The following is a 12,479-nucleotide window of genomic DNA, read 5'->3' on the forward strand; positions in this document are numbered from 1 at the left end:
TCTTTCTCTGAGCACAGCGGACGGTAAGAAGTTCAGTCCGCTTAAGGAAGTTTAGCCCATTCCACCAGCCTCACCTCGCCCGACTGGATGGGGCTGGTGGTCGGTGTGTCCTGCTTGGAGATGGACGGCAGATCTGGCAAAAGGAAGTAGCCATGCCCGCGCAGACCACTGTCCGTTTTCACGATGATGCCCTGATAGGTCACCGCGCGTGGCACCTGCAAAGGGGCGATCTCCCGAGGGTTTGCATCCAACAGGGAAAACTTGCCCGTGAAGGTGCCCAGCTTGGCATTGAGCGTGAGGGTGGTTTTGGCGGCGAGTGGGGCAGAAGGCTGGGCTTTGTTTCCAGCCAGGATATCCACCAAGGTACCGGGAGGCTGGGAGGCTGCGTCAACACTGGCACCGGTGAGCACCAGCAGCGCATTCGAGGCCCCTGCATCCATGTCCAAAACCACCTCGGGTGAGACAGGGGCATTGTAGCGCCCACCCACGGCAATCAGGTCCACCGGACCCACGCCGTCTTTATAGATTCGGGCTTTGGGATCGGTGCTTTCAGGCTTCCACCAACTGAGCTGTTCTGGATTGCTCACGATGACGTTGTTTGCATCGTCTTCATCGCCCTGCGAATTGAGACGAAATTCACCCACGACTGAGCCCTGGGGTTTCCCCTTTTGCAGGGAATAGAGCATCAACTGGCCACCTTGGCTCAGGTGGCTGGCACTGGTAAAGGTCTCGCCATCCGCCGTCCTGCCGGAGATGATGGTCTTGCCATCGGTAGCCACGGTGAAGGAGCCAAAACCTTTGCCCACAGGTGCGCCGACGGGGGGATTGTGCAGGTCTAGGCGGAAGGTGTGGTAACCATCATAGGCCCCCGCAGCATTCGCCTTGTTCCAGGGATTCAGCCAACCGCTGAAGCTGAACGCATCTTCACCAACGCCCAGGCTGCCATTCAACAACTGCGGGGGGCCGACGAGGGTAAACGAAAGCTCCAGGGGTGCAGGGGTGGGTTTACCCGCACGCGGTAGGTTGACGGAACCCGTCACCAGCGGGACGCCCACCGTAGAGGTAAGCAGCCCTTTGAAACTATACGTTAGGCTGCCCATCACCACTTTGCCGCTGTAGGTGCCTGCGGCCGTGGTCACCAGATCCATCCTGCCACCCAGGCCACCATTCAGACCATGGCGGGGCAAGGCGACGACAAAGGTCCCCACGGTGTTTTGCGGCAGGGGCGAGATGAGCAGGTTCACGGCGACCTTCGTCGTCCCTTTGCCATTGCCCGCACTGAGGGTGACGGCGTAGGGGATGACGTTGCCTGCTTTATCTACCTTGAAAGCTGTGGGTCGGCCTGTGATGCGGCCCGTTTTGGCATCCACCTTAAGCCCAGGGGGCAAACCCGTAGCCCCATACGTGGAGGCAGGCCTGCCTGGGATAGGAAACACATCAATCTGCGCGCCATTGCCACCATTACCATAGGCGGCACCTACCTGGCCTGTAGGCAAGGAAGCCCCCGCACTGAGGGCAAGCTGCGGCGGTTGATCAAAGATCTGTAGCAAATGCGTGATGTAGGTCTCCACACGCGCGGCCGTGGTGAGCTTCACACTGTAGAATCCGTTATGTCCGTTAACAGTGAGGGGTGAGATGCTTAACTTCGCCGTGCCCAGACCGCTGAAACCTGCCGTGCCATTCCCGATGACGCCTTCATTCCGCAGCCATTCATAGCCCAGCACTGGACCGCTCACCAGAGGAGTCAGTGTGGCTGCCTTGCCCTCAGCAAGGACAAGCGTCTGCACGCGTGGATCCACCACGACGAGATCCGCCGAAGCCTCGGAGAAAGCTCCATCACCCATCACCCGCACCGTGTACATGGCCCCATCGGACAGCAGCGCACTCGGCACGGAAAACGAGGCCGTCTTTGCATTGGCGATAGCCTTGCCGTTTTTGTACCATTGATAAGTCAGCGCACCAGGGCCAGCGGCGGTGGCCTCCACATTGAAGTTGGCGGCATCTCCCACTTCCACCAGCAGGGAGGCCGGGCCGTCATTGATGACGGGGGGCTCGCCCTGATTGGTCAGCGTCACCGTCCAGGTCCGTGTTTCTTCCACCAGACCTGTGGGGTCGCGACGCACCCACTCAGTAGGGTCCGTGATCACCGCCGTCACCGTGTGGGTGCCCTCGCCCAAGTTTTGGCTAGGGATATTAAAAGTAGGGCTGGAGGCAACATCCTGAAGCGAGTTATCTATCTTCCATCTCACGGTCAAGGCTGGCCCGGCGGTGGGGACCTTTGGCACGACGGAAAACGTGAGCGGCATGCGCTGCGTGACGGTCTGTTTCAAAGCCACGGGGGAATGAGAATCCACAGGGGAGACGCGGCTATAATAGTTCAGCACAAAGGCCTCGCGTGTGACAGCTCCTGGGGCGGCCCCGAGGAAGCGCATGAGGGCGGCATCATGCGGCCTGAAATAGCCGACCGAACGGTAGTGCGCCCCTTCAAAATGCCCCACCTTGTCGGTATAACGCTCATCATACTCTGGGGTGAACAGGGGCGTGCCCGGATCAATCCACATGTTCCAGCGGATCTGCGAGAGCACGGTCTTCCTCGTGGCATTGGGAAACTCGCCATCGGGATAACCAGGAGTATCGAAATCGTACTCATCCGCCAGCTTGGCAAAGGAATGCCCCACCTCGTGCTCCACCAGCTCGGCCCCAAAGGAATCGAGAGACGCCACAGCAATGGGCCCGCCGGAGCCGCCGTAGGTTTCGTCATTCACGATGACGATGGGGATGTCATACTCGGGCACGTGTTTATTGAGCAATGAGTAGGCGCGGCTGGTGCCTGCGGAGGACAGCACCAACAGGCGCTCAATCTGCGGATGGAAGCCAGTGCCAAAGTACGTGTCGCGGCTGTAGGCAGGATTGCCATACGGATTGTCCGTGCCAGACTGGTTGGAGGCGATCTCGATGAGGTAAACATTGAAGTAAGAGCGATAGCGGCTCCAGGGCTCCTGGGCAAAAAGGTAGGCCAGCACTCCATCCACATGCGTGGAGAATTTGCCTGACGCCAGCTCTGCCTCAGTAAAACCCTCCGACAGGAAGACCATGTTCAGCCGCTGGCTGCGCGGGCCCTCTGCCCCCACAACCTTCAAAGTAGAAGTCTGTGCCTGTGCCATCCCCAGGGTGAGGAAGAGCAGCGCGAAGCCTAACAATGAATGCAATGTTTTCATGGAGGGAGAAGGGAAAGGGAACCGATGGGCAGATCCCGTGCCAAGGCACCGGGGCCGGTGATGCGGGCGATATCCAGCCGGGTGGCATCGGCACGGCGAGGAAGCCGCAACTGAAACAGGACCGGGCCGGGCGGGGTGTAAGTCACCGGTTTGGGCGTGCCATCGCGCGCATCCAGCACGGTGCAGAGGTGGTCTGGCGCGGGCAGCAGCTCCTCGGCCAGGACCTTGCCCTCGGCGGAGATCAGGCGGCAGCGCAGCATCCCGGTCCACTCTTCCTGGCGACGACGCGGGGAGGCAAAGTCCCCCTCGATGTCCTCGGCATTCTCCAGGCCCAGTTTGGCCCCATCCAGAGAAAGCAGGTAGGCACGGCGGAAACGGGCGGGATCTGGCGGCGGTGAGGAAGGCGGAGCTGACACAGCAGAGATGGGTCCTGCCTGAACCTGGGCCGCCTGTTCCGCCACAGGGGCCTCGGGCCTAACGGGTTTTGTGGAAACTCCCTCCCCTGCCGGGCCGGGCTGCTGCCACACCATGCAGGCCACGCCTGCCAGCAGAAGCAGGAGCACCAAAAGGGGCAGAGTGTGGCGACGCATGAGGAAAGAGCCTAACCGATGGAAGCCCCCATGTCACCTCCCGCCTTTCCGGGCTGGAGACGGACAAAGAGCCATTCCCTGCCTACTACCCCTTTTCCGGCCCGCAGTTACTCCATTTGTTGGCGAAGCTCCTTCACGGTGGTGATGATGTGGTCCTCCACCGCCGGGCTCCACCGGGTGGGGTGGGTGCCCCATTTCATGGCGTCGCCGCCTTCATAGCCGCCCTCCTTCCACACGCGCAGGCTGGGGATGTAAGTGGGCACATCGTTGGTGTAGGCGCTGACCCAGACGATGGGGTCCTTGAGCTCCTTTTTCAGCCGCAAGGAGTAGTCCACCACCACCTCGCCACCCAGAGTTACCCAGGTGAGATCCGGCCCCAGGCGCAGCACCTGCACGGGATACGGGTAGGTCTGCGGCAGGCTGCCATCGGTCTCCAGGCGGGCCAGCACGCGCTTCGCGTGGTCGGCATCCAGGCGGGTTTTGGACTGCATCTTCTCCTGCAACTGCGCCCGGTCTGGCAGGGTGTCATAGGCCAGCGGGATCTCCTTGTAAGCAGCGCGGATGTCGCCGGAGAGAGGCTTCATGCGCGTGGTCAGGGCCGTCTCCACCGCCGTGGCCAGGGTGCGGCCATGCGTCTGCGCCAGCTCCATGGTGCGGCGCGGGTAGGGATTTTGGTCGCCGCTGCAGCCATTCATAAACAGAGCCGTCACGCCGGGGTGCGCCTGCTCCAGCGCTTGCTGGGCATAGCCCGCGTAGTCACCGCTGAATTTCTGGTGGCCCAGGGTGGTGCAGTGGCAGGCATAACCAAAAACGTAGGCGAGATCCTTCCCCTGCGCATCCGCCGCCTTCAGCACGGGCACGGCGTGGTCCACAGGGCCGTCGGGATTCGGGAAGTTGTCGTAGCCGCCCTTGGCATTGGGCATGCGGCGGTTCATGGCAAAGCCGCATTTGGCTTGGCTGAAGTGCAACGTGGCCGGCACCGCCTTTTTCAGCGCCTCCCCCACCAGGGCCACCAGACGGGCTTGCAACTGCGCCGTGTAGGCCGCCGCCTCCTTTTCCCGCTGCGCCGGGTCATCCGTCCCGTGCGTGCTCGTCGTCCGCAGTTCAGGGCCGCTGTGGGTGTGGCTGGCATTGATGGCCAGGCGCGCCGGGGCGATGCCGTACTGCTTTTCCACCTCCGCCGCCACAAACAGGCGCACATTTCGCGGCACGCCGATGAGATCCATCGTGATGAGGGCAAACTTGCCGCCCTGGCCGTCTTCAAGCACCAGCGCCTTGGCAAAAAGGTCCAGCTCCACCCCCTCCGCCGGTTTGGTCCGCCCGGCATAGCCCGCCATCCACATGAGGGTGTCCGGGGTGATTTTGACCGAGGCCACCCCCACCTTCCAGGCCGGGGCAGGCACCGGAGCCTGGGCAACGATGAAGGCGGTGACGACGAGCAGCAGGACCGGGAGGAGCCATTTCATGGGTGCAGGAGAGATCGCCACCGCCCGCCTTTTCCTTGCAGCCGGAGGCGGAATCCCGCCACCCCACGCCCGCCCGGCCCGCCTTTCGGCCAGGGAATCCCCCTCTTTCACCCGGCGCGGGGGCAGTCTCTTGTTGAACTCACCCACCCCCTGCGCTTTTCTGCGCGTATCACCACTCCCCCTCTCTCACACACATGAACTACGACCTCATCGTCATCGGCGGCGGGCCTGCGGGCTACGTCGGAGCCATCCGCGCAGCGCAACTCGGCAAAAAAGTGGCCTGTGTGGAAAATGACCGCGCTGGGGGCACCTGCCTGAACTGGGGCTGTATCCCCACCAAAGCTCTGCTGAAAAACGCCGAGCTCTACCACACCCTCACCCATCGCGCCGAAGAGTTCGGCCTGAAGATCGGCAGCGTGGAGTATGACTGGTCCAAGGTCATCGGCCGTAGCCGTGGCGTGTCTGACAAGCTGAACAAGGGCATCGAGTTCCTCTTCAAAAAGAACAAGGTGGACTACCTCAAAGGCACCGCCAGCATCCCTGCAGAAGGCAAGGTGGAAGTCACCGCCGCCGATGGCAGCAAGACCACCCACGAGGCCGCCAACATCCTCATCGCCACCGGGGCCAAGACCCGTGACATGCCCGGCTTCCCCTTCAACGGCACCACCGTCATCGGCAGCAAGGAAGCCATGACCATGGCCACCCAGCCGAAGAGCATCGTCATCATCGGCGCAGGCGCCATCGGCATCGAGTTCGCCTACTTCTTCAACGCCTACGGCACCAAGGTGACCGTGGTGGAAATGCTGCCTGACGTGCTTCCCGTGGAAGACACCGAAGTCTCCAAAGTGGTGGAAAAGAGCCTGGCCAAGTCCGGCATTCGCATCCTGACCAACACGAAAGTCACCGGCACCTCCGAAGACGGCAAGGGCGTGAAGATCACCGTCGAAGGCGCTGCCAATGAGACCCTGGAAGCCGATGTCTGCCTCGTCGCCATCGGCGTGAAGCCCGTGCTGCCAGGCGGTATCGAGCTGAAGCTGACCGACCGCGGCTGGCTGCAGACGGACGACCGCTACCAGACCAGCGTGAAAAACATTTACGCCGCAGGCGACATCATCGGGCCACCGTGGCTCGCCCACGTGGCCAGCTATGAGGCTGTGCAGTGCGTGGAAGGTCTCTTCGCCAAGCACAAGCCGAAGAAAGTCACCGTCTTCCCAGGCTGCACCTACTGCAACCCCCAGGTGGCCAGCATCGGCCTCACCGAGCGCGCGGCCAAGGAAAAAGGCCTCAAGTTCAAGGTGGGCAAGTTCCCCTACGTCGCCAGTGGCAAGGCCCTCGCCGCCGCTGAGTCCGAAGGCTTTGTCAAAATCCTCTACGGTGAGCCGCACGGCGAAATCATCGGCGCGCACATCGTCGGCAGCGAAAGCACCGAGATGATCGCCGAGATCGGCCTGGCTATGAACCTGGAAGCCACCTGGGACGAAATCGAAGCCACCATCCACGCCCACCCGACCCTGAGCGAGATGGTGAAAGAAGCGACCGAAGTGGCCAAGGGCCACCCGATCCACGTTTAACCCATCCAATCAACGATGAACCTTTTGGGCAGCACGACGGAAGTGATTCTATCGGCTGCCCAAACTGTTTTAGGGCGGCTGGTCTGTTGTTATGGGGCCTGCTGGCTAGGGATGCTGATACCCGCCATTCCTCAGGCCATTCATGAGGGCGACCCCGACATGCTCCTCGCCGTCCTGCTCAAACCTTGGATCATCGTCCCCGTGGCCTTCCTCAGCCTGTTTTCAGCCACCGGCCTCCTCGTGTATCCGCTTTGCATTGCCTTCACGATCTATTTTGTCCGTGAAGAGCTTTCGTTCAAATGGCTGCTGGTCCCCATGGTTCTCATCGCCTTGGATACCGCTCTCATCGGCTATCGCTGGGGGATTCTGTGACCCATGCACGCTCCTAGACAGGCAGCGATGAAAACGGAAAACCTCTGCGCAACATGATCCGCATTAACTCCAGCGGCTACAGTGGCAGGCAGATGGCGCAGTCATTGCGGTGCTGGACCGCACCAAGTGGCATTTGTGATGCCTAGCTCACTGGCTGGGCGGCGGCGGCAGTTTAAAATCTGATGCGCGCATGGCCGCCATCTTGACACGCCTCTTTTCTCTGGCGGCAGGATCAGAAAGGAAAGTAAAACGTGCGCCTTGAGGCAGACGCGACGGGTAGAGGTAGCCAGCCTGTAGCAGTCTCAACCGCGTTTCAGCCCCGGCTTCATCTTCAAGATGGTTGTCATATCCATAACCCGGCAGGCCCGCGATGATGATGGGCTTTCGCAACTGCTGTGCGCGGGCTACCGTCATTTCCAGAAGCCAAAAAAAGTGATGTGCGTGAATGTTCTCGATCGTCAGGTCTTTGTCAGCAACGACCCGTTCAAAAGCGCGCACTTCTCCTCCGAATTGCATGCTCACGACTTCTCCCGCCCTGAGTTTCGGCTCAAACACCGCATAAGCAGAGGCATAACAATCCTCCGTTTTTCCATGCTGGATCAAACTTGGAAGTACGCTGGCAGCAAGGGGAAAGGGACTCCATGAAGGTGCCATGGTAAGCGGTGCTGTAGGCTTCACGTAACTGCGAGTGAGCGGGCAGCGCCGTTTCGTCTGCCACACCGTGTCAGCCTGATCTTCGACTGTCATCAGACGACCGAACTGGCTGGTAAAAAAATCAGCCGAAAGATGGCTTTTTGACGGCCACTTTTTCAAAACACCGATCAGATAGCAAAAGGGATATTCTGCTGTTGGGCACAGGTCTTGAAAGGAATACATCCTCAATGCTGCGGAAATCCGGCGCTCCTATCAAGAGCAAACCCATAAGTTGATCGCCACAAATCCCCCTCACCCGAAATTCTTCCGGATGCGGGGCTCGCGCATGAGGGCTTTGCTGAGGGTCTCGCCTAGAGGGGCGGGAAAAAACTGCTCCAGGCCCAGACGCAGCACGAGGGCATTGGGCAGGGCCTGGGGGCGGAGGGTGAGCAGGATATCCACCGCAGCCTGCACCAGCTCTGCACCTTCCAGCCCGGCCTCGGACAGTTCCTTGACGATCACCACCAGCGCCACCGCCGTGCTGCGGGAGCGGCCCGCCCAGCATTGCAGCACCAGCGGCTCCCGCCCGGTCCCCGCCACATAGGCCAAAAAGGCCGCCAAATGCGCCGCCGTGGGCCCCCGACCCAGTTCATCCTGCGTGGTCAGCACATCCTCAAACACCATGGGGTGAAGGCTGCGCGCGTGGGCCAGATCGGCCTCGGTCTGGATGGGCTCTCGAATGCTGACCACATGCCAGCGCCCCGGCTCCTTCGCCAAAAACGGAGTGATCTGGGTGGCCGAGCAGATGGCGAGGTCGCGCTCTAGGCGCTGGATGAACATCCGCCATCTTAGTGGCCACCGGGGTCGAAGGCTAGGAGAGTCTTAGAGAGCGAGACCTGGTGGGCAATGAGAGTCCAGTGACCCTGTTTCGTTGCCTTGACGCTGGCCCCAGGGTCGGCTAATACTCTTCGCTCCTTTCCCTTTTTTGTCATGATCGAGAACTATCTCCCCGTCCTTCTGCAAGTCGTCCTCGCTGGCGGTTTTGCCGGTGTCACGCTGCTGATTTCTGTGCTGCTGGGCAAGTCTGCCAAGCGCAACGCCATGAAGGACAGCGCCTACGAGTGCGGCATGCTCCCCCTCAGCGAAGGCCAGCCCCGCTTCAGCGTGAAGTTCTACGTCGTGGCCATGCTCTTTGTGCTATTCGACATCGAGGTCGTCTTCCTCTACCCCGGTGCCATCATTTACCGCGACTACCTTTCCGTCTTTGGCCTGGGCATCGCCTGGGCGGCCTTGGGCTTCGTCAGCATCCTCGGCGTGGCCTTCCTTTATGCCTGGCGCAAAGGGGCGCTGGATTGGAAAAACTGATCCCCTCCCTTGATGATCGCCTACCTCAGCCTCTACAAGCTGCGCCCTGAGGTGACCGAAGAAAAGCTGGAGGACATGATGTCCCGCGCCCGCATGGCCCTGCTGCGCGTGCCCGAGGTGCTGACCGTGAAAACCGGCAAGCGCGTGAACCCTAACGACCCCTACCCATGGTTCGTTTACCTGGAAGTGGAGAGCATGGACAAGCTGGCCATCTGCCAGGACGACCCCCACTACATCAAGTTCCGCGAAGACGTGCTGAAGCCCAACGTCGCCGAGCAGGAGGCTACCGCATTTGAGATGGAGCCGCGCAAGGACGTAAAGTACTCCTAGAGCTCTGCTGAAAGGCAGCTTGCACCGAAAAGTAGCCTGCACAGTCCCTGTGCAGATAGCACCCCGAAGCCCCAGCCATGGCCCTGAATCAGCCCACGCGCCGATTTCCACTCCGGGTATCTCTGACTGCCTTGAACTTGCCCACCGCAGAGGGACTGTGCGGGCTACCTTTGGCATCCACCCAAACGCAGCCTGCACAGCTTAAAAGTAGCCTGCACAGTCCCTGTGCAGATAGCGCCCCGAAGCCCCGGCCCGGCCCCAAATCAGCCCACGTGCCGATTACCACTCCGGGTATCTCAACTCGCCTCGACCTTGCCCACCGCACAGGGACTGTGCGGGCTACCTTAACCTCTGCACTGCCTCGACCTTGCTCACCGCACAAGGGACTGTGCGGGCTACCTGTTACCCTTGCCAACTACATTTGAAACACCAAACCCCGCGCACAGCATCCTGCACGCGGGGCGGGTGATTTTCGATCCTTCGCGGAGCACTCAGTTCGCCCGGCGCACCAGCATGGGGCTAGGCTGCAGGTCATCGGCGCTCGGTGGCACCGCACCGATGTTGGGACTCACCACGGGGGGCAGCTCATCTTCCATGTTCCAGGGGCCCAGCTTGGTGGCGGCAAAGGTGTTGAAGGGCGCATACAGCGTGATCACTTCGCCGGAGCGGCGGTTGCCCTGCTTCAGCGAAAAGCGAATCCGGGTCTGGGAAAACTCCGCGTTGGCTTCATCAATGGTGAGGTTGATCGGGGCCACGCTGTTGTTGATCGGAAAGGCAAACTGGGTCAGCACCACACCCCCATCGGGCGTCACCTCCATCGTGCGGTCCAGGCGGCGCTGCAGGACCTTCCAGCGGGCATTGCCCGTGGTGGCACCCATGCGCAGGATCTCCGCCACCGTGAAGGGCTCCAGCGTCAGTTCCGTATACGTCACCAGCGTCAGCCCGGAGGTGGTGCCACGGACGGCCACGCTCTCCGCCACGGAGAACAGGGGAGCGGATGGGATCGCGGTGGTGGGCTGGTTTTTAAAGGTCACGCTCAGCGGCAGCGGGCGGTTGGCCGTGAGGATGCGGGGGAAGAAATGAGCCGCACCCGTGCGCAGGGTGGTGTTCGCGGCCATCAGCTCCGTGGTGCCCGTTTTCACACTGCTCACATCCCACTGGGCCGTGTTGATGATCGTGAATCCGCGTGGCCGCTGGGCAAAGGCCACCACTGAAAAGCTGGGCTGCGTGCGGCTGTTAAAAAGGCTGCCATTCACCAGCGTTGTAGGCCCCGTGATGGCCGTCGAAGGAATGGTGAAGCGGATCAGCTTGGGCGATACATAGGTCACCGGTGCCGACACCCCCAAACCCTGGGACGTGCGGAATTGGATGTGCGACACCGTCCGCACCTCCCCGATCACCGCCCCGCCAAAGGTGGTGCTATCGGCTTCGAGGTTCGCCAGCACCGAGTGGCCCGCAGGAGCACCCGAAGGCACATAGGAGGTGATGACCGGGATGCCCTTGGGCGAGGCCCCACTTTGGGCAGACAGTTGGTTAGCCATGCCCAGAGACAGGGCCAGAAGAGTCCCGAGATGGAGGAGGAAGGAGCGTTTCGTTTTCATGAGCGTGTGTGTGTGAAGCTGGATTTTGCAGAGTTTTCCGGCCCGCCATCGGGCCTTCGTTCACAGCGCAGATGCAGGCCGCCGGGAGAACTTGCGCAGATTCATGAAAAAAGATTCGCAGGGCCTTTTGCACCTCCATCCCCCGCCTCGCGCCGGAACGCGCCGAGGGCTTGTTCGCCACCGCATTATCACGCAAAAACTCCGCCGGTTTCGCGGCGGAGTCTCGGTGCTGAACTTCCATCCTAACCTAGGGCTTCAGAAGGGTTCATAGGTCAGGCCGTCGCCGGTGATGAAGCTGGGCAGGAAACCGGGGTTCGTCAGCGTGATGGCCATGTTGGCGTGCAGGCTGTTGTTCTGGTTGCGCAGCGGCACGGCGATCTGGCTCACCAGGTTGGCCCAGCTCGAAGGCTCGTTCACCGGACCGCTGGCGATGATGTTGGCGGGATCACCCTGCCACTTGCGGAAGCTCATCGCACCGGTGGTGGTGTCAGAGATGAAGTCATACCCGTCGAAGAAGCCCGTGAGGACATTGAAGCCCATCCAGCGGGAGGTCATGAGGTTGCCATTCAAGGTGAAGCTCGGGGTGGAGCGCAGCATCTCACGGGCCGTCAGGCGCTCAGCCGTGACAGCGATGGGGAAACCGCCTTCGGCAGCGCTGAAGGGGCGGGCGGTGACGGTGCCGCCATCGCGGGTCAGGATCGGGCGGTTGCGGTCAATGCCGATGCTGTAGATCACGCGGTAGTTGCTGCCCGCAGGCAGGCCCAGATCCCCAAAGCCCCCGGGTACCACCACCTGGTTGCCGGTCAGTTGCTCAACACCATTCACCTTGATGCTCACCATGTTATACTGGCTGTTGTTAAAGAAGGCGATGCCCAGGTTGCTCACGGTGAAGGTGCCGGTGGAAAGGCTGGAGGGGGCCTGGCTGCCCGTGCCATTTACCAATTTCAGGCGGCCGGTGCGCGCGCCCTGCGGCACCACCACGGAGTAGCGGTTGTTGCCCAGGGAGGTCAGGTTTTGGCCCTCCACAAAGGTGCTGCCAGGGCCGGTGAAAAACACCTTGTAGTTAGGCGTGAACCGGCTGGACAGGTTGCTGGGAAAACGGGTGGCGAGATCGATGAACCTGTTTTTGTTGATCTGTATCAGCTTGGCGATGGCGGGGTCCAGCTCCGGACGAGTGACGATGACCTCAATCACTTGGCCCACGCTGGCCTGTGCAGGGGTGATGCTGCCGATGCGGTTGATCAGGACGGGGGCGGCCTGGACGGAGGTAGCCATGGAGGCCAGCAGGCTGGCGGCGATGGCGAGGAGGGTGGTGCGACGTTTCATGGGTGTC

At 61.3% G+C, this 12,479-nt stretch carries 11 protein-coding genes; 4 read left to right on the forward strand and 7 right to left on the reverse strand.

All coding sequences use genetic code 11. The features are described from left to right. Window positions 1-41: 41 nt before the first annotated feature. The 3 genes from ABEB25_RS18990 to ABEB25_RS19000 all read right to left on the reverse strand — a co-directional run bounded on the left by ABEB25_RS18990 (window position 42) and on the right by ABEB25_RS19000 (window position 5,274). Window positions 42-3,218, reverse strand: coding sequence for a M64 family metallopeptidase (locus ABEB25_RS18990; protein ID WP_345738015.1), 3,177 nt, complete (start codon window positions 3,216-3,218; stop codon window positions 42-44). Then, entirely contained in the window at window positions 3,215-3,808 is a 594-nt protein-coding gene (locus ABEB25_RS18995) for a hypothetical protein (RefSeq protein ID WP_345738016.1), read from the reverse strand. Before ABEB25_RS18995 ends, ABEB25_RS18990 begins: the two co-directional genes overlap by 4 nt. 107 nt (window positions 3,809-3,915) lie before the next feature. Continuing rightward, on the reverse strand, window positions 3,916-5,274 hold the full coding sequence (locus ABEB25_RS19000) for a neutral/alkaline non-lysosomal ceramidase N-terminal domain-containing protein (protein WP_345738017.1): 1,359 nt from the start codon (window positions 5,272-5,274) through the stop codon (window positions 3,916-3,918). A gap of 194 nt (window positions 5,275-5,468) precedes the next feature. On the opposite strand from ABEB25_RS19000, the gene lpdA reads away from it, so the two are divergent. Both lpdA and ABEB25_RS19010 read left to right on the forward strand, forming a co-directional pair. After that, the gene (gene lpdA / locus ABEB25_RS19005) at window positions 5,469-6,845 is read left to right on the forward strand and encodes a dihydrolipoyl dehydrogenase (protein WP_345738018.1); all 1,377 of its coding nucleotides are present in this window, start codon (window positions 5,469-5,471) and stop codon (window positions 6,843-6,845) included. 111 nt (window positions 6,846-6,956) lie between these two features. After that, entirely contained in the window at window positions 6,957-7,217 is a 261-nt protein-coding gene (locus ABEB25_RS19010; protein WP_345738019.1) for a hypothetical protein, read from the forward strand. A 147-nt stretch (window positions 7,218-7,364) separates the two neighbouring features. Here the strand turns inward: ABEB25_RS19010 and ABEB25_RS19015 are convergent, their stop codons facing one another. Together ABEB25_RS19015 and ABEB25_RS19020 are read right to left on the reverse strand one after the other, a co-directional pair. Then, complete coding sequence (locus tag ABEB25_RS19015) at window positions 7,365-8,093, reverse strand: hypothetical protein (protein ID WP_345738020.1); 729 nt, start codon at window positions 8,091-8,093, stop codon at window positions 7,365-7,367. Window positions 8,094-8,162: 69 nt separating this feature from the next. Then, window positions 8,163-8,690, reverse strand: a complete 528-nt coding sequence (locus ABEB25_RS19020; protein ID WP_345738021.1) for a hypothetical protein — start codon at window positions 8,688-8,690, stop codon at window positions 8,163-8,165. A gap of 150 nt (window positions 8,691-8,840) precedes the next feature. Here ABEB25_RS19020 and ABEB25_RS19025 point away from each other — a divergent pair, with 150 nt between their 5' ends. Continuing rightward, window positions 8,841-9,215, forward strand: coding sequence for an NADH-quinone oxidoreductase subunit A (locus tag ABEB25_RS19025; RefSeq protein WP_345738022.1), 375 nt, complete (start codon window positions 8,841-8,843; stop codon window positions 9,213-9,215). 12 nt (window positions 9,216-9,227) lie between these two features. Then, a complete protein-coding gene (locus tag ABEB25_RS19030) occupies window positions 9,228-9,545 on the forward strand; it encodes a Dabb family protein (RefSeq protein WP_184204802.1) in 318 nt (105 codons plus the stop codon). A gap of 491 nt (window positions 9,546-10,036) precedes the next feature. On the opposite strand, the gene ABEB25_RS19035 is transcribed toward ABEB25_RS19030, so the two are convergent. Continuing rightward, entirely contained in the window at window positions 10,037-11,146 is a 1,110-nt protein-coding gene (locus ABEB25_RS19035; RefSeq protein WP_345738023.1) for a hypothetical protein, read from the reverse strand. 255 nt (window positions 11,147-11,401) lie between these two features. Then, complete coding sequence (locus ABEB25_RS19040) at window positions 11,402-12,472, reverse strand: hypothetical protein (RefSeq protein WP_345738024.1); 1,071 nt, start codon at window positions 12,470-12,472, stop codon at window positions 11,402-11,404. Window positions 12,473-12,479 lie beyond the last annotated feature (7 nt).

The sequence above is a fragment of the Prosthecobacter algae genome (assembly GCF_039542385.1).
Classification (GTDB): Bacteria; Verrucomicrobiota; Verrucomicrobiia; order Verrucomicrobiales; family Verrucomicrobiaceae; genus Prosthecobacter; species Prosthecobacter algae.